A 22,307-nucleotide genomic window follows, 5' to 3' on the forward strand; every position below is an offset into this window, starting at 1 on the left:
GGGGCGGCCCAGGAGCCGGCCGGCCGCGGCGCCCAGGAGGGCGGCACAGGCCACGTCGATCCATCTCAACACCGGGCAGGAAGGGCCGCATGTCGGGCGCGCCGCGACCGCCGGCAAGCGGACCGTCACCCTGGTCAACCGCCTCGACCAGACCATCTGGCCAGCGATCGCCGCGGACCCCAAACACCCTGTGGAGGCGACGGGTTGGGTGCTGAAGCCCGGTGCCAGCCTCAGCTTCGACGTCCCCGACCACTGGGACGTCCGGGTGTGGGCGCGTACCGGTTGCTCCTTCGACGCGTCCGGCGACGGCCACTGCACGACCGGGGACTGCGGCCGTTTCCAGTGCGGCTCGACCTGGGGCGAATTCCCCTCCACGCTGGCCGAGTTCAACCTGAACGCCTGGAACGGCATGGACTTCTACGACGTCAGCCTGGTCGAGGGCAACAACCTGCCGATGTGGATCAACAGTTACGGCGGCTCGTCCCGCGACAAGCTGGACGCGAACGGCTGCTCCGCCGCAGGGTGCACCCGGGACGCCAACGCGACCTGCCCCACCAAGTTGCAGCGCGTACGGGACGGCCGTGTCGTGGCCTGTCTGAGCGCCTGCCTGGTGTTCAGGACGGACCGGACCTGCTGCACCGGCGCCTACGCCGCGCGCCCCCAATGCGTCCCCTCGTCCTGGCCCGTCGACTCCGCGGCCGTGTTCAAGAAGGCCGAGCCCTTCGCCTACTCCTACGTCAACGACGACGCGACCAGCGTCCTCACCTGCTCGGGAGAGTGCGGTTACCGCATCACCTGGGGAGTGAGCCCCTGACTCCGCGTGCGGCCGGGCCGGATCAGTCGGCGGACTGGAAGGCCCGGCCCGCCGCGGTGGTCGTCGTACCGTCCGTGAAGAGCCCGCTGCTCGGCTTCGACGCGTCCGCGCCCAGCCCGAACCACGCGTAGCGCCGCACATAGGACAGGCCGTCCAGCGCCTTGGTGGACGCGGTGACGAAATCCGCCTGCTGCTGCGCGGACGGGAAGCGGGTGCCCTGGGAGAAGTCGATCAGCGCGTACTCGGTGAGCCAGATCGGCTTGTGGTAGCGCGCGTACACGGCGGCCAGGTACGACTTCAACTGCTCGACGGCCTGCGGGGTACGGAAGTCGCCGCCGTACCAGTGCAGCGTGATGAAGTCGACCCGGTACCCCTTCGCCTCGGCCCCGGACATGAACCGGTCCAGCCAGCCACCCGCCGTGTCCCCGCCGTAGGCGACCGCGGGGCTGCCCAGGATCTTGCCCGCCGCCATGAGTCTGGGCCACAGCTCCAGCGCCTGCTCGACCGTCATGTTCGACTGCTGCGCCATGTCAGGTTCGTTGAACCCCAGCAGGTACGGCCCGTACTCCCGGGCCTGGGCCAGCGAGGAGTCGGTCACGGACTTCGCTCCCCAGATCATGGGCACGAACGACCCCGACGAGGGCGTCGTGATCCCCGAGTGCTGTGTGGACCAGGTGTAGTACCAGCTCGCACCGCTCGCCGCGAGCGCCTGGCTCACCCCGCCGAACGTCCACACCCCGACGCCCTTCTTGGCACCGGAGGCGATGTGCGCGGGGGCCGCGGCGGTGTGCTTCGAGGGAGAGGGGCTCGGCTTGGCCTTCGGCGTCGGGGACTTGCTCGGAGACGCGCTCGGAGACGCCGAGGGCGTGGCGCTCGGGGTGACGCTGGCCACCGGAGCGGGCGATGCCACAGCCGTCGTAGACGAGGAACTCCCCGTCAGCCGGGGCGCGACCAGCGCCGCCACCACGGCGACGGCGACCGCCGCCGAACCACCCACGACCTGCTTGCCGCCGATACGGCCGGACCGGCGCCCGTGCCGCCGACGCGGACCCCGGTGCGCGGACTGCGCGGGTTGGTCCGCCGGTGAGGACGAACCGCCCTCCCCCATAGCGGTGTTGAGCACCCGCGCCGGGTCAAGTCCCGCCGGCACGGCCACCAGCGGAAGCCCGCTCAACAGCCGGTCCATCGGCAGCAGCCCCGCGTCGAGCCCCTCGCACACCCCGCACCCGCGGATGTGCCGGGCAAACCGCTTACGCCACAAGGCACTTGGCGTGCCGTCCCACGTCGAAGCCGTCTCGTCCAGCTCCGCGCAGCGCGGCGCGGCCGCCAACGCCCGCACCACCACCCGCGAGACCTCCATCTGCTTCTTCATCCGCTGCACGCGGACGGAGGCGTGCCGGTCGGACAGCCCCAACGCACCGGCGAGTTCGGCCCGTTCGAGTTCGCCGGTCTCCTCCAGCCACCACAGGGACAGCAGTTCCTGGTCGTCGGGGTCGAGCCAGCGCGTGGCCTCGACGACCTCACGGCGCTGCTCGGTCAACCCCAGCCGCAGGATGGTCAGTCCGGCGAAGTCGAGCGCGGGGTCGGTGATCGCCTCCGCGTCCTCCAGGTGCGCCCTGCGGTCACGGTCCGCGGCCCGCGCCTGCTCACGGTCCCGTACCTGCCTGATCGTGATGGCCACCAGCCAGGACCGGAACGCGGCGGGATCCCGCAGCTTCGGCAGCCCCCGCACCATGCGCAACAGCGTCTCCTGTACGACGTCATCGACATCGGCGTGACCGTTCAGGGCCCGGCCGACGATGTTGTAGACCAGCGGCAGGCACTGCGTCAGCAGGTGATCCAGGGCCTGCCGGTCACCCGCGCACGCGGCGCTCACCACGCCCGCGTCGGGGCCGCTCCTGGGCTTCTCGGTCATCTGCGTTCGTTCCTCCGCGTGTGGTCCAGCCGTGGCATCCCTCTGCTTCGGAGACCGCCGACGCGCGCAAGGACAACAGAAAACGGGACAGCAAAAGAAATCAGCCGGTCGCGTCCGAATTTATGTTGTCGAGCCGCCGCCGAGAAGGTCACCGATAGCGAAGAACACATCCGGAGTGCACCAGGAAGGCGCGAGGACGATGGCACGAGGACGCAGAAGACACGGCGCGAGCCCACCGCGACACCGCCGACGCTGGTGGTACGTCGCGGCAGCCGCCCTCGCGACGGCCGCCACCGTGCTGATCGCCTACAGCGTGTGGACGCCGTCCGGAACGGACGGCACGCGCACGACGGCCCACCAGGACAGGGCCGCGCGCCCGGCCGCGTCCCGGAGCGCGTCGCCCTCGCCGAGCCACAGCGCCTCGGTCTCTCCCTCGCCTTCGGACTCGGCCTCCCCCAAGGCCACCGCGTCGAAGAGGAGCACACCGAAGCCGACCGCCGAGGCCGCCGAACCGGCACCGGACCAACCCTCGACGGCGCCCGCCGGCAAGCGCCTGATCACGGTCGTCAACCGCACCCCGAAGACGGTCTGGGCGATCGTCACCAACACGGCCGTCTACCCGAAGGGCCGGCGACTCGCCCCGGGCCAGAGCCTTTCGGTGACCGTGGCGAACAACTGGGGCGGCCGCGTCTGGGGCCGCACGGGCTGCGCCTCCACGGCCGCCGGCCACTGCGCGACCGGCGACTGCACCAGCGTGTGCGAGGGCGCCAACCCGCCCACCACACTCGGTGAGTTCACGTTCGACGCGTACGCGGGGATGGATTTCTACGACGTGAGCATGGTCGACGGTTCGAACCTGCCGATGTACATCAACATCTCGCACACCACGACCGTCGACCCGGTCAGTTCCTCGGGCTGCTACAAGGGAGTGTGCACCTCGGACGTCGACTGCCCCACCGCGATGCGGGCCACCTCGGGCGGCCAGGTCGTCGGCTGCGAGCCGCCCTGCGCGGCGTTCGGCGGCGACACGTACTGCTGCCGCGGCGCCTGGGCGGGCCGCGACAACTGTGTCCCCTCGAAGTGGCCGGTCGACTACACCCAGGTCTTCAAGCGCGCGGCCCCCTATGCCTACTCGTACGCCTTCGACGACGGGGCGACGATGCCGTGCAAGGGGGCCTGCTACTACAAGGTCACCTTCGGGACGACCGGCTCGTGACCGTGGTCACTCGCCCTCCGGAGTCAGGCGCAACGAGATGGAGTTGATGCAGTACCGCTGATCGGTCGGCGTCGCATAACCCTCGCCCTCGAAGACATGCCCGAGATGCGACCCGCACCGGGCACACCGCACCTCGGTGCGCACCATCCCGTGCGAGCGGTCCTGGATCAGTTCGACCGCGTCGGTGTCCTTCGGGTCGTAGAAGCTCGGCCAGCCGCAGTGCGACTCGAACTTCTCGGTGGAGGTGAAGAGTTCGGCGCCACAGGCCCGGCAGGAGTAGACGCCCTTCGTCTTGGTGTCGGTGTACTCACCGACGAAGGCGGGCTCCGTGCCGGCCTGCCGCAGCACCGCGTACTCGGCCGGGTTCAGCTCCGCGCGCCATTCCTCGTCCGGCTTTTCGACGTCGTACGACATGAAGCTCAGCCCCTTACTTCGCGAGACGGTCCAGGATCCGCGGGCCGAGGTCTGTCACATCGCCCGCTCCCATGGTGAGAACGAGATCACCGGGCTTCGCCATTCCCGCGACGGCCTCGGGCACGTCCGCCTTGTCGTGGACCGGGGTGACGTCGGCGCCCGCGGCGCGCGCGGCCTCAATGATCAGGTCGCTGGTGATGCCGGGGATCGGGTCCTCGCGGGCCGGGTAGATGTCCAGGACCAGCGACGCGTCCGCGAGGGCGAGGGACTGGCCCATCTCCTTGCCGAGTTCCTGGGTGCGGGAGAAGAGGTGGGGCTGGAAGACGACCAGCAGCCGCGCGGAGGAGGCCGCCGCGCGCATCGCCTCCAGGTCGGCGGTCATCTCCGTGGGGTGGTGGGCGTACGAGTCGATCACCTGGACGCCGGCGGCCTCGCCCTTGAGCTGGAGGCGCCGCTTCACGCCCGTGTACGCGGCGAGCGCGGGCGCCAGTTCCGCGGCCGGGATGCCGAGCGCGACGCCCGCGGCGAGGGCCGCGACCGCGTTGCTGGCGTAGTGCCGGCCGGGGACCGAGACGGTGAAGGTGAGCTCCTCCCCACCGAGGAGAACGGTCACCTCGCTCTTCAGGCCCTGCGCTACGACGGACAGGATGCGCACGTCGGCGTCCTCGGCCTCGCCGTACGTCACGGTCTTCAGCGAGTCCGACGCCACCCGCCGGGTCAGCTCCCGCGCGCCCTCGTGGTCCGCCGAGATCACCAGGGTGCCGTCCGGCACGATCCGGCCGGCGAAGGTCTGGAAGGACTCGTAGATCTCTTCCATGGACGCGTAGTTGGCGTGGTGGTCGAGCTCCACGTTGAGGACGATCGCGACCTCGGGCGCGTACTTGTGGAAGCTGCGGTCCGATTCGTCCGCCTCGGCGACGAAGATCTCGCCGTCGCCGTGCAGCGCGTTCGAACCAGGAGCGTCCAGGTCGCCGCCGATCGCGTACGACGGGTCGAGGCCCAGCGTGGTCAGGGACACCGCGAGCATGGACGTCGTGGTCGTCTTGCCGTGCGTGCCGGCCACGGCGATCGGGCGCAGCGCGTCCATCAGGCGGGCCAGGGCGTCCGAGCGGTGGACGACCGGGATGCCCAGCTCGGCGGCGCGCGCCAGCTCGGGGTTGTCCTTGCGGATCGCCGACGACACGACCACGCAGGTGGCGTCGTCGGCGAGGTGCTCCGCGGCGTGCCCGATGTGCACGGTGGCGCCCAGGGAGCGCAGGGCGTCGGCGGTGGCGGAGTCCTTGGCGTCGCTGCCCGCGACCTTCGCCCCGCGCTGCGCGAGGATCTTGGCGATCCCCGACATCCCGGCCCCGCCGATGCCGATGAAGTGCGGTCGGTCCATGGCGGCGGGAAGGCCGGGTGCCATGCGTGTCTCCCTGTGCGTGCTGGTTCCGTACGGGTACGGCGGATGTTCAGCGGCCAGCCTATTCGGTGCCACCGACAATCACGGACACGCGCCCGCCGCTACTCCTTGCTGTGCGAGAACAGCTTCAGCACCGGTACGCCGACCTTGTGACGGGCGCGCGAGGCCCAGTCCCGGTGGAAGAACTCCTCCACGTAGTGGGGATCGGTCAGCACGATCACCTCGTCCGCGCCGATCTCGTCCACGAGGGTCTTCAGCGCGTCCAGCGGGTGGTCCTCGATGAGCCGCCCCTGCGCCTCGCTGCCGGCCGCGTGCAGGGCCGCCAGGGACACCTCCAGCGCCTGCGCGCCGAGCGCCGCCGCGTCCTTGCCCTCGGGGGTCTCCCGCTCGTGCGCCGCCTCGTCGAGTTCGCCGAGGGCGACGTCGTCGATGGCCCGCAGCAGGCGGTCCGCCTGGTCGCCGCGGGGCTGGAGCAACACGTGGAAGGAGACGGTCTCGTCACCGTGCAAGGTGGTGACGAACTCCACGTCGGCGGACGTAAGGGCCTTCTCGATCATCAGTACGCTTGTGAACACCAGGCGCCCCTTCTCCTTCGAGGACCCGCGGGCCCTCTCTCCTCCGTAGGCCGTCCAGGCCCTGCGGAAACCATCCTGCCCCGTGATCGCACGGGTACTGCCGGATTTAGTGTGCCCGTCGAAAGACAAACGGAACGGATCATTCCGCCCGTTCTCAGGTCCGACGGTAGCGACCGAACAGGAACCCGGCCTCTTCCAGCAGGGACACCAGTTCGAAGCGATGGGGAACCTTAACCGACGGCCCCCCGGAGATCCGCTGCGCGTCCCCCGCCACGAGCATCGGCGAGAGCGTCAGACACAGCTCGTCGAGCACCCCGGCGGCCACGAACTGCCCGAGCAGCCGCGGCCCGCCCTCGGTCAGCAGCCGGGTGTGCCCCAGGGCGGCCAGCGCTTCTACGGCCCGTGCGGGGTCCACGCCCATGCCGTCACCGGCGGCCACCACCCGGGCGCCCGCCTTCTCGGCGGCCGCGATCCGGTCCGGCGGCGCCTGGACGCCCGTCAGGATCAGCGTCGGCACCAGGGGCGAGGCGAAAAGCGGAAGCGTGAAGTCCAGGTCGAGGCTCGCGGTGACGACCGCGATCACGGGAGCGAACGCCTGTCCGGCACGCGTGCGTGCCGCCGCGAACTCCTCACGCGCGCGTGCGGGCCGATAGCCCTCCTGGCGTACCGTTTCCGCACCGACGACCACGACATCGGCCAGCGCCCTCAGGGTGCCGAAGATCCGCATGTCGGCGTCACCGGAGATGGGCTGCGAGCGGCCCTCGTGCTGACCTGCCCCGTCGAGCGTGGACACCATGTTGGCGCGCAGCCAGGGGGCGCTCCCGGCGGGGTAGGCGTACGCCTCCGCCAGCTCGGCGAGCCCCCACTCCCGGTCCGTCCCACGCGCATCGGGGGCCCCGTTCGAGGCCTGGGCTGCTGTTTCGTCGGTCACAGGGAACAGGCGTCGCATGTCGTGCAGTGTGGCACGCCCCCTAGACTGATGAACCGTGTCATCTTCCTCCGCCGCCTCCGGGATCAGCCCGATAGCAGACGCGGCCCCGCTGTCCCTGTGCGCCCGTGAGCCGTACGTCCCCGCGGACCGGCTGGTCGCCGAGATGGTGCCGCCGCCGCGCTTCGACTCGGTGCGCTTCGCCACGTACATCCCGGACCCGAACCAGCCCAGCCAGACCGCGGCGGTCGGCGTCCTGGAGACCTTCGCCGCCGGACTCGGCGGGGCGCATGCGGCCGCCGGCGCCAAGCGCGGCTTCCTCGGCTTCGGCAAGGGCAAGGCCAAGACATCCGCCGGCCCCCGTGGCGTCTACCTGGACGGCGGCTACGGCGTCGGCAAGACCCACCTCCTGGCCTCCCTCTGGCACGCGACCCCGGCCGAGCTCTCACTCAAGGCCTTCGGCACCTTCGTCGAGCTGACGAACCTGGTGGGCGCGCTCGGCTTCCAGAAGACGGTCCAGACGCTCTCCGGTCACCGCCTGCTGTGCATCGACGAGTTCGAGCTGGACGACCCGGGCGACACCGTCCTGGTGTCGACCCTGCTCGGCAGGCTGGTCGACGCGGGCGTCGCGCTCGCCGCCACCTCCAACACCCTGCCGGGCAAGCTCGGCGAGGGCCGGTTCGCGTCCGTCGACTTCCTGCGCGAGATCCAAGGCCTGTCCGCGCACTTCCGCTCGCTGCGCATCGACGGCGACGACTACCGCCACCGCGGCCTGCCACAGGCCCCGGCGCCGTTCTCCGACGAGCAGGTGACGAAGGCGGCGTACGCCACCGCCGGCGCCTCCCTCGACGACTTCCCGCACCTCCTCGCCCACCTCGCGAAGGTCCACCCCAGCCGCTACGGCGCCCTCACCGACGACCTCGCGGCCGTCTGCCTCACCGACGTGCAGCCGGTGCCCGACCAGTCGACCGCGCTGCGGCTCGTCGTCCTCGCGGACCGGCTCTACGACCGTGAAGTGCCCGTCCTGGCCTCGGGGTTGCCCTTCGACCAGCTGTTCAGCGAGGAGATGCTGAACGGCGGCTACCGCAAGAAGTACTTCCGCGCGATCTCCCGCCTCACCGCGCTGGCCCGGGACGCCAAGGACCTCGTCAAAACCGCTTAGTTCACGCCAGCCCAGGCGCGGTTTTCACGCTCTCTCGCATCGGAAACGCTGCGTTAACCCTGCAAACAACTTCACCGGGTTACCGTGTCACTTGACCAGCCGTTGACCTGGCCTTGGTCTGTACTAGGAACACGAACGGGCTGAAGGGGGGCGCATGTTCCGAGGTAAGACGGCTCGGACCGTCGTCATGCTCCTCACTGCCGTCCTGTTCGGTCTTCAGTTCTTCGCATCCATGGAATCCTTCGCACCCGCGCACACAGTGCGTCATGCGGAGGCCAAGACACAGCCAGGGTTCAAGCTCAGCGGCAAGGCCCTGCGCGCCGAGACGATCACGTTCCGCGACTGCGGCGCCTCCGGGGCTCCCACCGTCCCGCTGCGCCTGCGCGACCGTTACCGCTCCGCCGACTGCGGGCCGGAGACACCCGAGCGCCCGCTCCTCACCGAGGACCCGGCCGCCGTACGCACGCCGATGGCGCCCGGCACGGCGCGGCACCGCACATCGAGATCCTCGACAGCACACACTCCGGCGGCACTTCAGGTCTTCCGCTGCTGAGAGCTGAGCAGGCAGTCCCTACCCCCACGCACACTGTCATGCAAGCCCGACGCGCCCAGAGGGCGCGCCAGGAGGAACAAACACGCCATGCAGCCCCTCATCGACAACGCCCGTACGTTCGGACAACGCCCTGAGGAGTTCGCCAAACTCGCTGAAGGCCAGTCCCCGCAGGTGCTGTTCATCACCTGCTCCGACTCCAGGGTCGTCCCGGCCCTGATCACGGGCGCCCGCCCCGGCCAGCTCTTCGAGCTGCGCACCGCCGGCAACATCGTGCCGCCGTACGCCTCCGGCAACCCCACCAGCGAGGAGGCCACCATCGAGTACGCCGTGGAGGTGCTCGGCGTCCAGGACGTCGTCGTCTGCGGCCACTCCCACTGCGGTGCCGTCGGCGCACTGGTGCGCGGCGACGACCTCGCCGCCGTCCCGGCCGTACGCGACTGGCTCGCGCACGCCGCCGACGAACCCGCCCCGAGCGACACCGCCGACCCGACGGTCGCCGGAGCCGTGCAGAACCACGTGCTCGCCCAGTTGCTGCGACTGCGCTCCTACCCTTGTGTGGAGCGGCGGTTGGCGGACGGACGGCTGCGGGTGCACGGCTGGTACTACGAGGTGCACACCGGTGCCGTGCTCGAACACAGCGCGGACACCGACCAGTTCGAGGCCCTGTGAGTCGCGCCATGGACCTGAAGAAGAACAACTCGAAGAAGAACGACCCGAAGAAGAACGACGCCACGCCCAAGTTCCCTTATCTACGGCAGGACTTCGCGGCCTCGCTCGTCGTGTTCCTGGTCGCGCTCCCGCTCTGCGTGGGCGTGGCCGTCGCCTCCGGTGTACCGGCCGAACTCGGCCTGGTCACCGGCATCGTGGGCGGGATCGTCACCGGATTCATGCGGGGCAGCAGCCTCCAGGTGTCCGGGCCCGCCGCCGGTCTGACCGTGCTGGTCTTCGAGGCGGTGCGGGAGTACGGGCTGCCCGCTCTCGGAGTCATCGTGCTCACCACCGGTGTGCTCCAGATCGCCATGGGCGTCCTGAAGTTGGGGCGCTACTTCCGGGCCATCTCGGTCTCGGTCGTCGAGGGCATGCTGGCCGGCATCGGACTGGTGCTGATCGCCGGGCAGTTGTACTCGGTGGCGGGGGCGAAGGCCCCCGCCTCGGGTCTTGACAAGATAGTCGAGCTGCCCGGAGCGCTCGTCGACGCCGTCGGGAGCACCAAGGCGCTGGCCTCGCTCGCGCTGGGCGCCGCCACCATCGCCGTGCTGGTGCTGTGGAAGCGGATGCCGGCCAAGGTGCGTACGGTGCCGGGTCCGCTGGCCGCCGTAGGACTGGCGACGTTCGCGACGCTCGCCTTCGGGCTGCCTGTCGCGACCGTCGAGGTGCAGGGGCTGCTCGGTTCGTTGCAGCCGCCGCCGCTGAGCGCGTTCGGTGAGCTGGCGCACGTCGGTGTGCTGGGCACGATCGTCGCGTTCACGTTGATCGCGTCCGCCGAGTCGCTGTTCAGTGCGGCGGCCGTGGACCGGCTGCACTCGGGTCGACGCACCGAGTACGACAAGGAGTTGGTGGCGCAGGGCGCGGGCAACGCGCTGTGCGGGATGCTCGGCGCGCTGCCGATGACCGCGGTGATCGTGCGCAGCGCGGCGAACGTGCAGGCGGGCGCGCGGACGAAGGCGTCCCGGGTGCTGCACGGCGTATGGCTGCTGCTGTTCGCCGCGCTGCTGCCGAACGTCCTCGCGTACATCCCGATCCCGGCCCTGGCGGGCATCCTGGTGCACGCCGGCGCCAAGCTGATCCCGGTCCGGGAGATCGTGTCGCTGTGGCGTGAGCACCGGGGCGAGGCGCTGATCCTGGTCGTCACGGCCCTGTCGATCGTCGCGGTCAGCATGTTCGAGGGCGTCCTCATCGGCCTCGCGCTGGCCGTCGCGAAGACGGCGTGGGAGGCCTCGCACATCAAGCTGGAGGTCGTCGACAAGGGCGCGGGCCCCGTACAGGCGTACCTGTCGGGCAACGCGACCTTCCTGCGGCTGCCGAAGATCCTCGACAGTCTGGAGGCGCTCCCCCAGGACCGGCCGGTCGAACTCCACCTCTCCGGCCTGCACCATCTCGACCACGCCTGCCGTACGGCCCTGGAGAACTGGGCGGAGCGGCACAGCGCGGCCGGTACCGAGCCGGTGAAGGTCACGGCGCTCGAGGTCACTGCCGTGAAGTAGCGGCGGCGGTGCCTGCTCCGGAGTGATCGTGGCCCCGGAGCAGGCACCGGGCATACCCTTGCAGGAGCAGACAGAACGGCCTCTCGGTAAGGGGGTCAGGATGCTCCAGGAACTGCTGGTGGCGGGCGCGGCGGCCGGTTCCGCGTGCGTGGTCTACGTCGCCGCCGCGGCCAGGGTCGTCAAGCAGTACGAGCGCGGGGTCGTCTTCCGGCTCGGGCGGGTGGCCGGCGAGGTGCGGGGGCCCGGCTTCACCACGGTCGTCCCGTTCGTGGACAAGCTCCGCAAGGTCAACATGCAGATCGTGACGATGCCGGTCCCCGCGCAGGAGGGCATCACCCGCGACAACGTGACCGTGCGCGTCGACGCGGTCGTCTATTTCAAGGTCGTCGACGCGGCCGACGCGATCGTCAAGGTCGAGGACTACCGGTTCGCCGTCTCGCAGATGGCACAGACGTCACTGCGGTCGATCATCGGCAAGAGCGACCTCGACGATCTGCTCTCCAACCGCGAAAAGCTCAACCAGGGCCTGGAGTTGATGATCGACAGCCCGTCCATCGGCTGGGGCGTGCAGATCGACCGCGTCGAGATCAAGGACGTCTCCCTGCCCGAGACGATGAAGCGCTCGATGGCCCGGCAGGCCGAGGCCGACCGCGAACGCCGGGCCCGGATCATCAACGCGGACGCCGAGTTGCAGGCCTCCAAGAAACTCGCCGAGGCCGCCGAGCAGATGTCCGAACAGCCCGCCGCACTCCAACTCCGCCTGCTGCAAACGGTGGTGGCGGTCGCGGCCGAGAAGAACTCGACACTCGTGCTCCCCTTCCCGGTCGAGCTGCTGCGCTTCCTGGAGCGGGCGCAGCCTCCACAACCGCCTCCGGCCGCGCCACCGCCCGCTGTGGAGAAGTAGGGCCGGTCCGGCGGAGCAGCTCGCGGGAGAGTCCGGACCCCGCTCGCTGACTGGCGGGCCCCGCCCCCGCGCCGCAGGATCGAGGGAGCCGACCGAAGGGGTGCCCCATGGCCAAGAAGGGCGCGAAGCGCGAGAACGGGAAGAAGAGCGGGCCGCCCGCCCTCACCGAGCTGCTGCGCGTCCCCGCCGGCCGGCCCGTCGACCTCTCCTCCTACGACGCCACGGCCACCCCCGGCGGCCCCGCCGACAAGACCGCCGGCCTCAAGGACACCGCCCGGATGGGCGAGCACCTGGCCGATCTACAGGAACGCCTGTGGGCGGCGAGCACGGCCGGCGACGGGCGCCGCCTGCTCCTGGTCCTCCAGGGCATGGACACCAGCGGCAAGGGCGGCACGGTCAAGCACGTCATCGGCCTGTTCAACCCCTCCGGCTGCCGGATCCGCGCCTTCAAGGCGCCCACCCCCGAGGAGCGGAAGCACGACTTCCTCTGGCGCATCAAACGCGCGCTCCCCGACCCCGGCGAGATCGGCATCTTCGACCGCTCCCACTACGAGGACGTCCTCATCGCCCGCGTCCGCGAACTCGCCCCGCACCGCGAGATCAACGACCGCTACACCCGGATCAACCGCTTCGAGAAGTCCCTGACCGACGACGGCGTGACCGTCGTCAAGTGCTTCCTCCACATCTCCTACGACCAGCAACGCCGCCGCCTGCTCGAACGCCTCGACAACCCGGACAAGCACTGGAAGTTCAACCCCGGCGACATCGAGGAACGCGCGCTCTGGCCCGCGTACCAGCAGGCGTACGAGATCGCCCTCGACCGCTGCTCCACGCCGGAGGCCCCCTGGTACCTGATCCCGGCCGACCGCAAGTGGTACCGCAACTGGGCGGTCAGCCGCCTCCTCCTGGAACACCTGACGGCCCTGGACCCGCAGTACCCGAAGGCGGACTTCGACGTGGCCAAGTGCCGGGAGCAGCTGCTGAGTTCGGGCTGAGCGGGGACCGGTACGGTTCACCCATGGCATGGCGGGGACCGACGTATCGGACAGTGGACGGGGAACGGATCGACGGGGTCTGGTGCCACATCTGGCGGCGAACCGACTTCAGTGGCGAGTACTACGTCGACGATCTCGTTCTGTACGCCGACGGGAGCGTTTCCTGCGGTGCCGAGGATCTGCTCGGCCTGAAGAGGCTTCTGGACACGGGCCGGTTGGCGCTGACGCCTCCCGACGCTCCCGTCAAGCTGGATGAGCGGTCGAAGTGGGAGTCCCGGTGGGGCGAGCCGCGTACTCAGGAGAGTTTTCTGCTGGAAGTCGCCGACCGGGTCGAGGAGTTAAGCGGTCGGCCGACCGCCGCTCGGCGCTGCTGGGATACCGCGGAGCGCTACGCCCGGGAGCCGAGTGAGGCGAACCGGGAGCTGTTGCGGGCGGCGTATCTCGCCGTGCCGCAGCACCTGCGCATCTTCGTGCTCGGCGACATGGACCTCCAGGACCGTCCGCTGCGGATCCTCCTCACCGACGTGGGCGCGCATGTCGACGGGGACGGCCCCCTGGTGACCACGGAGATGCACGAGAGCGGGCTGGAGTACTTCCGCCGCCAGGCGGAGGCGATCGCGGCGGCCGAGCAGCAGCGCGCCGCGCTCCACGCCGACGACCCGGTCACGGCCGGGCGGGCGACCGTCACCTCGCACCACACCGTCTACCCCCGGGGCTGGCCGGCCGAGCCGGGCCTGTTCGTGCTGCGGAACGACTTCCCCGCGCCCATCGCCTACGACGGCGAGACGTACGCGTCCGTCCTGCACGGCTACTGGGCCCTGTCCGCCGCCGACCCCGCCGACCGTGCCCGTATCCGCGAGGCGCCCTCTGCCCGGGACGCGCAGGAGCTGGGCGGCCGGGTCGTACGGCGGGACGGCTGGACCGGGCTGCGGCTCGCGGTGATGGCCGGGCTGCTGCGGGCCAAGTTCACCCAGCATCCGGACCTCGCGGCGGTCCTGCTCGGCACGGAGGACGCGCGCATCAGCTACACCGGCTACTCGGACGCGCCGTTCTGGCTCCACGCCCGCGACGACCGGGGGCGCAACTGGGTGGGCCGGCTGCTGGAACTGGTCCGGTCGGAACTCGTGCTGGCGCAGGAGACGTAGGGAACCCGCCGGACACACGGAATCCGCCGGAAGCGGGGAGCCCAGGGGACGCAGGGCGCCCGAGCAGCGCATATAACCAATTAATCCCTTTTGCTGCGTTACGTTCGCTCGGTGATCATTCGAGTACGACGAGTCGCCGCCGCCTGTGCACTCGGCGCCGCGCTCACCGCCTGCGGGGCCCCCTCGGCGCCCCACGCCAGCCGTCCGGCGCCCAGCGCGCCCACCGCCGCCGTCTCGCGGCCGCCCACGATCGCGCCCGGCCCCGCCGGTCTGACCCCGGTCTTCAAGAACGGTCCGCGGGTGGACGGCAAGACCGTCGCGCTGACCTTCGACGCCGACATGACCGCCGACCAGGGGCCGCGCGCGGCGGCGGGCGAGCACTTCGACAATCCGCAGCTCATCGCCACGCTGCGCACGCTGAAGGTGCCGGCGACCGTGTTCATGACGGGACGGTGGGCCGACGAGTACCCGGCCGAGGCCCGCGCCATCGGACGCGACCCACAGTTCGAGATCGCCAACCATTCGTACAGCCACTACGCCTTCACCGGCGACTGCTACGGCCTGCCGACCGTCGCCCCGGACCGGATGAAGGCCGATGTGGAGCGGGCGTACACCGCTTTCAAGAAGGCGGGCGTGCCGAACGCGATGCCGTACTTCCGCTTCCCCGGCGGGTGTTACGACCGGCAGGCGCTGAAGACGCTGAGCGCGGTCGGTGTCACGGCGGTGCAGTGGGACGTGGTGAGCGGCGACGCGTTCGCGACGGACTCGGACGCCGTGGCCCAGCAGGTGCTGGAGGGTGTGAAGCCCGGCTCGGTCGTCGTCATGCACTGCACGCGCAGCGCCGCCCCGGCGACCGAACGGGCCGTCCGCATGATCGTGCCCGAGCTGCGGAAGAAGGGGTACCGGTTCGTCAAGGTCTCCGAGCTGATCGGGGCGACCGACCGGCACCGCTGAGGTCGGCTGAAGTTCGCGCGCTCCTCGTACGCTGGTCGCATGAGCGACGAAGAGCCGGCGCCGGCGTACGCGGAGTGTGTGCTGTGCCGGGAACCGACCGAGTACCCGGAGTCGTACAAGGGGATCACGCTGTGCCCCGTCTGCGAGTGGCAGGAGGCACAGCGCACCGCCTGTTCAGGGTGAACGGCGGGAGGTGAGCGCCCTGGTCGCGGCGGCCGCGGCCAGGGGCAGGTACGCCTCGGCGGTGAAAGGGAGTGCTTGGGGGAAGCGTTCGGGGACGTATGCCGTGCGGGGGCGGCCGGTGACCTTGCCTTCCGTTGGGGCGTCCATGCGGGCGAGGAGGCGGAGGAGGGTGGATTTGCCGGTGCCGTTGGGGCCGTCTACGCGGGTGAGGGTTCCGGGGGCCGACTCCAGGTCTACTCCGCGGAGGATCCAGGGGCCGTGGATTCCGTAGCGGCGGCCGACGTTGTTCAGCCGTAGATCGCTTCGCATCGGGGGATTCTCTCGCAGGAGAGGTCGGGTGAACATGTCGTTCGGCGACTGCGGGTTCGTTGTGGCTGGTCGCGCCCACGCGGCGGAGCCGCACAATGTCACAGCCCCGCGCCCCTTAGGTAGATCCCCCTTGGCGGTGCTTTTAAGAGCCGCTCCTTTGCCTGGCAAACTAGGGGTGTGACCAGTGATTCCATCGTGCCCGGCGACAGTGCCGACCCTTTCCGCAACGAGCCCACCTCTCGCGACGAGGCTCCGCAGTTCGTGTTGCCCCTGGTCGTGCGGATCGAGCGGGATGCTCCCCCGGCGCGTACCGATGCGCTGGAGACGGCCGCGCGGGCTGTGCTGACGATCCTCAGTGATGAGCGGGCCGTCGGGGACGGGGAGTGGGCGCAGGTCATGACGGACTGGCAGGACGCGCGGATCCGGAAGGTGGTCCGGCGGGCGCGGGGAGCCGAGTGGCGGCGGGCCGAGGCGCTGCCGGGCATCACGGTGACCGGCAAGTCCGCGGAGGTACGGGTCTTCCCGCCCGTTCCGCTCGACGGCTGGCCCAAGGACCTGGCCCGGCTCCAGGTCTCCGGCACCGACCTCGACGACCCCGAACCGCCGACCGACGCGGACCTCACGGCACCGGTGATCTGGCTGAACCCCGACCTCGACATGTCGGCCGGCAAGACGATGGCCCAGACCGGCCACGGCGCCCAACTGGCCTGGTGGGAACTGTCGGACGAGGACCGGACCGCCTGGCGTCAGGCGGGCTTCCCGCTCTCCGTCCGCACCGCCGCCCCCGCCCGGTGGGCCGAACTCACCAGCAGCGGGCTGCCGTTGGTCAGGGACGCGGGCTTCACGGAGATCGCGCCGGGCTCGGCCACCGTCGTGACGGAGCATCCGGCGCTGCGGCGACGAGGCTGAGCCGGCGCGCGCGACCGAGGCGCCCGCGCCGACCGTCGCGGAAGTCATACGGCCGTGTCGGCGGCCTGCCCGGCCGGATCGGAGCCTGACCGGGCGGGGCGACGGCCGGTCGCCGACGCCCCTTCGGGGCCGCGTGATCTTCGTCCGCCCGCTCAACTCGGCGCCGCCGCCACCTCCTCCTCGCCCTCGGGTGCCTCCTCCGTTGCCCGGGATCTGGCGTCGCGGCGGTCCAGCCAGCTCAGCACCGGCACCGTCATGATCGTGGTGACCAGGGCGACAAGGACGAGCGCGGTGAACAGCTCCTCGCTGACGATGCCGGCCGACAGCCCGATGTTGAGCGCGATCAGCTGCATGAGACCTCGGGCGTTCATCAGGGCGCCGACCCTGACGGCCACCGGGCCGGGTTCGCCGCGCAGCCGGGCGGCGGCCCAGCAGCCGCCGAACTTTCCGGCCACAGCCAGGACTACCGCGGCCGCCCCGAACAGCAGGACGGGCGGGTCGGAGAAGACGTCGAACCGGGTGTTCAGGCCCGAGTAGGTGAAGAACATCGGCACGAACACCACCTGGGTCACGGACTGGGTGGTCCGCACCAGCCGTTCGGACGCCTCGCCGCGCGGCATGGCCATCCCCACGCAGAACGCCCCGAACACGGAGTACAGGCCGCTGATGTCCGTGAACCAGGCCGCGCAGAACAGCAGGGCGACCGTGAAGAGGAGCCGGGTGTCGTCGCCGAGGCCCGGGCGGTTCACGATCCAGGCCAGCAGGCGGCGCCCCAGCAGGAGCAGTACGGCGACGAACAGCAGGGTGCCGCCGACGGCCTCCAGGATGGGCCGCACCTTGCCCGAGGCCACGCTCAGCACGCCCGCCAGCATGATCCAGGCCACGGCGTCGTCCGTGGCCCCGGAGGCCAGGGCGAGCGAGCCGAACCGCGATCCGGCCAGCCCGCGTTCGGTGATGATCCGGGCCAGCATCGGGAAGGCGGTGATCGCCAGCGCGACGCCGACGAACGCCGCCGTCACCCAGACCGAGACCCCGTCGACGAAGATGCCGACATGGCCGTGGGCCACGAGGGTCAGTCCCACGCCCAGGGTCAGCGGGATCGCCACCCCCGCCGAGGAGACGGCGACGGCGGTGCCGGCCAGGCCGCGTCCGGCGTGCGCCCGGAACTCGTAGCCGGCACCGAACATGAGAGCCACCAGACCGATCTGGCCGGCCACGTACAGCACCGGCTTCAGCTCGGGCGGGAAGACGTGGGCGGAGGCCCCGGGGGCGATCAGCCCGAACAGGGAGGGGCCGAGCAGTACCCCGGCGATCATCTCGCCGACCACGGGCGGCTGGCCGAAACGGCCGGCCACCAGGACGACCACACGGCAGGTCAGCAGAATCACGACGACGGCCAGGAAGAAGACGGGAGCGAGCTCCACGGGAGTCATGGTCTCGTTCCTCTCAACGGCCGGCTGGGACGGAGGTGGCGGAGCCGCCGGACGAGGCGGCGAAGTAGTTCCGGCACAGGCCCTGGCGCCGGGCGTCCCACACCATGTAGCTGCCGAGGACGAGCTGGACGAGGCTGCGCCAGACGCCCTCCCAGCTGTCGGCGAGGCGCATCACCGCGAGCCGGGTTCGGCTGCGGACCTCGGCCCCGGTGCGCGGGATCAGCAGGCAGGGACCGCGGCTGGGCAGCGAACGGGTGTGTTCCGCCGAGGAGTCGAGCCGGAAGCGGCGCAGGACCTCCTCCGCCGCGACCCGCATGGTGAGGACGGCGAAGCCGCGCGCCGGGCAGGGACGGTTGGCGGTCACCCCGAACGGGATGAAGGCCGAGGGCCTGGTGTCCGGGTCCAGCCACCGGTCCGGGTCGAACGGGTCGCCTCCGGACCCCTGGTACTCGGGGTAGTTGAACAGCAGGACCGAACCGGCCGGGATGGGGTCGCGCCCGTCCCGGGGGATCTCCCCCGAGGTGATCCGGTGGGCCACTCCGAAGAGCGGGAAGTGCTGGAGCGTCTCGTTGATCACCCGGTCCAGGAGGTCCGGTCCCTCCCCTCCGGACGCCAGCCGGTCCTGCACCGGCCGGTGGGTGGCGAGGGCCAGCAGCAGATGGGCCATCGCCTCCGACATCTGCACGACCGCCGTGTTGAAGAACGTGCCCTGGAGGTAGTACGCCTGCTCTCGCGGGGTGAGTGTGGCCGGCAGCGGGCCGGGGGGCGGGTCGTGCGCGAGCCTGTCCCGCAGGTGGGCCGTGAGGCGGGCCCGGCGGTCCATGTGGCGCAGGCCGGTGCACTTCAGGGCGCTGACCACGTCGTCAGCGTTCGCGGTGATCAGGTCCCGGACGTGCCGTGGACAGGGGGCGCGGAAGACCACCTCGTAGTAGACCTCGGCCCAGACGGGCATCATCAGGTCGCGCAGTCTGACCCGGTGCACGCGCGCGTGGCCGTCGAGTTCGTCGAGCACCCGGCGGGTGCAGCGGCCGACCAGCTCCGTCCACCGCTCACGGGACAGCCCGGCCAGGATCTGCCGGGTGGTCCGGGCCACGTCGTCGTAGCGCGGTCCCGGCTCCAGGTGCTCCTGGTGCACCTCCGGGCCCGGCGACAGCCAGTACCAGAACAGGTCGGAGAGCGCGGCGCCCCGGCTGCGCCCGTTGGCCGCCGGATGCCCGTACACCTTCTTGAACTCCTCGGCGGGCACCTCCTTGCCCGGAGCCCGGACCCCTTCCTCGCCGCCCACCCGGGCGAAGATCCGCACCCGCAGCGCGATCACGGTCCTGGGCAGCCAGTACGGCAGACCGGCCACCAGGGCCACGGCCAGACCCAGAACGAGCCAACCGGTGGGGCTCACGCGACCACCCCGCCGAATCGTCGGTCCGCCCCCGGTGTCACGGCGGGACCAGGGACGGGACCCCACGCGGGCATCCGGACCAGATCGGGTGTCAGATCGGCGAGTCCGGAGGCCCCGCACAGGGCCAGGGTGTCGTCGAGTTCGTCCCGCAGCAGTTCGAGGAGACGCCGTACGCCCTTCTCGCCGCCCTCGGCCAGCGCCCACATCACGGGCCGGCCGATGCCCACGGCGGACGCGCCGAGCGCCAGTGCCTTGACCGCGTCGGTGCCGCGCCGTACGCCTCCGTCCAGCACGACCGGGATACGGCCCTCGACCGCGGCGAGGATCTCGGGCAGCAGCTCCAACGTGGCGGGGACGGTGTCGAGTTGACGGCCTCCGTGGTTCGACAGCAGCAGCCCGTCGACACCGTGGCGGACCGCGAGCCGGGCGTCCTCGGGGTGCAGGACACCCTTGAGCAGGATGGGCAGCGCGGTGGTGCGGCGCAGCCAGTCGATGTGTTCCCAGTTCAGTTCGGGGGACATGGCGATCTGCCGTACGTGGCCGCGCTCTCCGTCGCGCAGGTCCACCAGGTTCTCGCAGCGCAGGCCCGGCGGCAGGTCGTGGAAGCCGTTGCGCCGGTTGCGCTCGCCCGCGCCCAGCACCGGGGAGTCCACGGTGACCACGAGCGCGGAGCACCCCGCGTCGGTGGCCCGCCGCACCAGCGCCTCGGTGATGTCCAGGTCGGGCTGGATGTAGAGCTGGAACCACAGTGATACGTCGTCTCCGGCCGCGCGCGCCGCGTCGGCGATCTCACCCACCGCCACCGTGGACGCCATGGCCACGATCATGATCGCGCCGGCGGCCGCAGCGGCCCGAGCGGTTGCCAACTCCCCTTCAGCATCGACCAGTTTGTGGAAGGCGGTCGGGGAGAGCAGGACCGGCAGGCTCGCCCGGCTGCCGAGCAAGTCGATGCCCAACTCCCGTTCGGCACTTCCCCGCAGCACCCGGGGCAGCAGTTGCAGCCGCCCGAACGCCGCCTCGTTGGCCCGTACGGTGATCTCGTCGCGTGCCCCGCCGGCGATGAAGTCGGCGTACACGGGGTCCAGTTCGGAGCGCGCCGCGGTCTCGAAGTCGCGGACGGTGTACTGCATGCCGCTCACCGCCCGGCGCGGCTCGGCCGGCGGGCCTGCTCGCGGGCGAAGAACTCGACCAGTGGGGCGTGGTGGGCCTCCGGGTGGTCCCAGTGGTTCTCCAGGTTCTCGGCCATGTGATGGGTGCCGAGAAGTTCACCGCCGCCGTGGTGGCGGATCACCGGGTGGAGGTACGCCGCGTCGAAGGCGTCGTCGACCGAGTTCTGGGCGGTGCGGCGCACGGTGATGTCGAAGGGGTCGACCTTGTCGTGGTCGGGGCCGTACTCCAGGGTGACGGTGAAGTAGTCGCCGCTGTCGGAGAGTTGGCGTTCGTGGGCGTACGCGACCGGCACCTCCTCGTGGTACCTGGCCGGTTCGCCGGGCGGTGTGACGATCAGGTCCCCGATGACCCCGAACTGCTGCCACAGTGCCGAGCTGCGGTTGACCCGGGCCACCACGGCGTCCGCCAGCGCGGCCGGGTCGCTCTCCAACTCCCGATGCGGCCAGGGCTGTTCGTGATGGCGTTCGCCGAGGATGCGGCCCAGGGCCCGTACGGCGTACCGGAAGCCGTGGATGAAGCCACCGGTGGACTTCTTGAAGTCTCGCTGCTGCATGAGCGTTCCGGCGAAGTAGAGGCCGGGCACATTCACCGACTCGTACGCCGGGGAGAGTTCGGCGAAGCGGTCGTCGATGACCAGGGCGGGGCCGCACTCCGGGTCGAACACCGAGGCGTCGAAGCGGAATCCGGTGCAGACGATCACCCGGTCGTAGCGCAGTTCCTTCACGACCTCGTCGGCCCGGGAGAAGCTGAAGCGGACGCGGTACATGCCGTCGGGGTCCTTCTCGACGGACAGCACGTTTCCGTCCAACAGGGCGTTCTGGGACTTGAGTTGGTAGGTGTCGAGGAAGTTGTTGTTGACCGCGCGGAGATGACCGACGTAGTGGCTGTTCCAGGCCATGCGGACCGAGTGCGGGCCGGCGACATGGATGACCGCGGCCGTCTCGACAAGGTTGTCAGCGGTCTCCAGGGCGGAGTTGCCCTTGCCGATGATCAAGACGCGCCGGTCGATGAAGTCCTCGGGGTCCACGGAGACGACGGAGTAGTCCTCGGCCGTCTCGATACCGGGGATGTCCGGGGTGTTGGGCCGGGTCAGTCCGGTGGCCATGATCAGCCGGCGGGCGCGGTGTTCGTGACCGTGCTGATCGGTGACGGCGAAACCGTCCTCATCGCGCCGGATCCGCTCCGCCCGGGTGTCGTAGGCGATGTCCAGTTTGAACGTCTCGGCGAAATCGGCGAGATAGCGCACCAGGTCGTCGGCGTGCGGGAAATAGCGCTTGCTGTAACGGCTGAAGAGCAGGTCCGGGTCCGGGGACAGCAGGGAGTTCCAGTCCATCCGGAGGTTCAGTTCGGGATCGTCGGTGCCGTTGTACACCTTGTTGATGGAGATCAGCTTGCGGTGACGGGGGAAGGTGCCGAAGAACGTGCCGGGAGCCTGACCGCTCTCCAGGATCCGGTATCCGTGCCCGGCCGCCTGGAGCAACTGCCCGAGCTGGAGCCCGGCGGGACCGGCACCGACCACGAGGTAATCCAGACGCTCACTGTGCGTGGAGTTCACTGAACTCTCCTTCTGCTCCGGGCGGGGACATGCCTGGAGGAGGGTCTTCGAGGAGGCGTACGGCGGCTCCGTGTGGGCCCGCAAGGACGGCGAGGCGGTCGCGGGGCTCGCGCACAAGGCGGACGGGCGGATGCCGACCGTGTGGACGGTGTACTTCGCGACGCCGGACGT

At 70.6% G+C, this 22,307-nt stretch carries 22 protein-coding genes and 1 pseudogene; 13 read left to right on the forward strand and 10 right to left on the reverse strand.

The features are described 5' to 3' along the window. On the forward strand, positions 1-814 hold an 814-nt coding region (locus ACNFOC_RS29790; protein ID WP_416962163.1), incomplete at its 5' end, for a thaumatin family protein. Between the two features lie 22 nt (positions 815-836). On the opposite strand, the gene ACNFOC_RS29795 is transcribed toward ACNFOC_RS29790, so the two are convergent. Next, on the reverse strand, positions 837-2,729 hold the full coding sequence (locus ACNFOC_RS29795) for a sigma-70 family RNA polymerase sigma factor (RefSeq protein WP_416962164.1): 1,893 nt from the start codon (positions 2,727-2,729) through the stop codon (positions 837-839). 199 nt (positions 2,730-2,928) lie between these two features. On the opposite strand from ACNFOC_RS29795, the gene ACNFOC_RS29800 reads away from it, so the two are divergent. Beyond that, positions 2,929-3,945, forward strand: coding sequence for a thaumatin family protein (locus ACNFOC_RS29800; RefSeq protein ID WP_416962165.1), 1,017 nt, complete (start codon positions 2,929-2,931; stop codon positions 3,943-3,945). Between the two features lie 6 nt (positions 3,946-3,951). Here ACNFOC_RS29800 and msrB read toward each other — a convergent pair whose 3' ends face one another. From msrB to ACNFOC_RS29820, 4 genes are all read right to left on the reverse strand, one after another. Further along, positions 3,952-4,359: a peptide-methionine (R)-S-oxide reductase MsrB gene (gene msrB / locus ACNFOC_RS29805; protein ID WP_363095400.1), complete on the reverse strand. Its 408-nt coding sequence runs from the start codon at positions 4,357-4,359 to the stop codon at positions 3,952-3,954. Between the two features lie 13 nt (positions 4,360-4,372). Then, complete coding sequence (gene murC, locus ACNFOC_RS29810) at positions 4,373-5,764, reverse strand: UDP-N-acetylmuramate--L-alanine ligase (protein ID WP_416962166.1); 1,392 nt, start codon at positions 5,762-5,764, stop codon at positions 4,373-4,375. Between the two features lie 98 nt (positions 5,765-5,862). After that, a complete protein-coding gene (locus tag ACNFOC_RS29815; protein ID WP_416962167.1) occupies positions 5,863-6,336 on the reverse strand; it encodes an indole-3-glycerol phosphate synthase in 474 nt (157 codons plus the stop codon). Positions 6,337-6,490: 154 nt separating this feature from the next. Next, a complete protein-coding gene (locus ACNFOC_RS29820; RefSeq protein WP_416962168.1) occupies positions 6,491-7,285 on the reverse strand; it encodes a pyrimidine reductase family protein in 795 nt (264 codons plus the stop codon). 37 nt (positions 7,286-7,322) lie between these two features. Here ACNFOC_RS29820 and zapE point away from each other — a divergent pair, with 37 nt between their 5' ends. The 9 genes from zapE (at position 7,323) to ACNFOC_RS29865 (ending at position 15,364) form a co-directional block, all read left to right on the forward strand. Next, complete coding sequence (zapE, locus tag ACNFOC_RS29825; RefSeq protein WP_416962169.1) at positions 7,323-8,426, forward strand: cell division protein ZapE; 1,104 nt, start codon at positions 7,323-7,325, stop codon at positions 8,424-8,426. A gap of 154 nt (positions 8,427-8,580) precedes the next feature. Then, the gene (locus ACNFOC_RS29830; protein ID WP_416962170.1) at positions 8,581-8,979 is read left to right on the forward strand and encodes a hypothetical protein; all 399 of its coding nucleotides are present in this window, start codon (positions 8,581-8,583) and stop codon (positions 8,977-8,979) included. An 87-nt stretch (positions 8,980-9,066) separates the two neighbouring features. Beyond that, entirely contained in the window at positions 9,067-9,648 is a 582-nt protein-coding gene (locus ACNFOC_RS29835; protein ID WP_393754240.1) for a carbonic anhydrase, read from the forward strand. A gap of 8 nt (positions 9,649-9,656) precedes the next feature. Next, on the forward strand, positions 9,657-11,183 hold the full coding sequence (locus tag ACNFOC_RS29840; RefSeq protein WP_416962171.1) for a SulP family inorganic anion transporter: 1,527 nt from the start codon (positions 9,657-9,659) through the stop codon (positions 11,181-11,183). Between the two features lie 100 nt (positions 11,184-11,283). After that, entirely contained in the window at positions 11,284-12,087 is an 804-nt protein-coding gene (locus tag ACNFOC_RS29845) for a slipin family protein (RefSeq protein ID WP_416962172.1), read from the forward strand. Between the two features lie 107 nt (positions 12,088-12,194). Beyond that, entirely contained in the window at positions 12,195-13,082 is an 888-nt protein-coding gene (locus ACNFOC_RS29850) for a PPK2 family polyphosphate kinase (RefSeq protein WP_416962173.1), read from the forward strand. A gap of 23 nt (positions 13,083-13,105) precedes the next feature. Beyond that, on the forward strand, positions 13,106-14,227 hold the full coding sequence (locus tag ACNFOC_RS29855; protein WP_416962174.1) for an NADAR family protein: 1,122 nt from the start codon (positions 13,106-13,108) through the stop codon (positions 14,225-14,227). Positions 14,228-14,338: 111 nt separating this feature from the next. After that, complete coding sequence (locus tag ACNFOC_RS29860; RefSeq protein ID WP_416962175.1) at positions 14,339-15,181, forward strand: polysaccharide deacetylase family protein; 843 nt, start codon at positions 14,339-14,341, stop codon at positions 15,179-15,181. Positions 15,182-15,220: 39 nt separating this feature from the next. Further along, the gene (locus tag ACNFOC_RS29865; protein ID WP_199827441.1) at positions 15,221-15,364 is read left to right on the forward strand and encodes a hypothetical protein; all 144 of its coding nucleotides are present in this window, start codon (positions 15,221-15,223) and stop codon (positions 15,362-15,364) included. Positions 15,365-15,379: 15 nt separating this feature from the next. Here ACNFOC_RS29865 and ACNFOC_RS29870 read toward each other — a convergent pair. Next, positions 15,380-15,673: pseudogene (locus ACNFOC_RS29870) on the reverse strand (ATP-binding cassette domain-containing protein); the annotation flags it as partial. Positions 15,674-15,850: 177 nt separating this feature from the next. On the opposite strand from ACNFOC_RS29870, the gene ACNFOC_RS29875 reads away from it, so the two are divergent. After that, positions 15,851-16,582 (forward strand): aminoacyl-tRNA hydrolase, encoded by a 732-nt coding sequence (locus tag ACNFOC_RS29875; protein WP_416962176.1) that lies wholly within the window; start codon positions 15,851-15,853, stop codon positions 16,580-16,582. Between the two features lie 152 nt (positions 16,583-16,734). On the opposite strand, the gene ACNFOC_RS29880 is transcribed toward ACNFOC_RS29875, so the two are convergent. From ACNFOC_RS29880 to ACNFOC_RS29895, 4 genes are read right to left on the reverse strand one after another with little or no spacing between them, the layout of a single operon-like run. Continuing rightward, positions 16,735-18,015: a cation:proton antiporter gene (locus tag ACNFOC_RS29880; RefSeq protein ID WP_416962177.1), complete on the reverse strand. Its 1,281-nt coding sequence runs from the start codon at positions 18,013-18,015 to the stop codon at positions 16,735-16,737. 13 nt (positions 18,016-18,028) lie between these two features. Continuing rightward, a complete protein-coding gene (locus ACNFOC_RS29885) occupies positions 18,029-19,411 on the reverse strand; it encodes a cytochrome P450 (RefSeq protein ID WP_416962178.1) in 1,383 nt (460 codons plus the stop codon). Further along, positions 19,408-20,541 carry an alpha-hydroxy acid oxidase gene (locus ACNFOC_RS29890; protein ID WP_416962179.1) on the reverse strand — a complete coding sequence of 378 codons (1,134 nt, stop codon included), beginning with the start codon at positions 20,539-20,541 and terminating at the stop codon, positions 19,408-19,410. The genes ACNFOC_RS29885 and ACNFOC_RS29890 overlap by 4 nt, the downstream gene beginning before the upstream one ends. 5 nt (positions 20,542-20,546) lie before the next feature. Beyond that, entirely contained in the window at positions 20,547-22,136 is a 1,590-nt protein-coding gene (locus ACNFOC_RS29895; protein WP_416962180.1) for an NAD(P)-binding domain-containing protein, read from the reverse strand. Here ACNFOC_RS29895 and ACNFOC_RS29900 point away from each other — a divergent pair. Beyond that, a partial coding sequence (locus tag ACNFOC_RS29900; RefSeq protein ID WP_521985513.1) for a VOC family protein occupies positions 22,126-22,307 on the forward strand: 182 nt, incomplete at its 3' end. The two genes, ACNFOC_RS29895 and ACNFOC_RS29900, sit on opposite strands and share 11 nt — an antisense overlap.

Source organism: Streptomyces colwelliae (assembly GCF_048158785.1).
GTDB lineage: Bacteria > Actinomycetota > Actinomycetes > Streptomycetales > Streptomycetaceae > Streptomyces.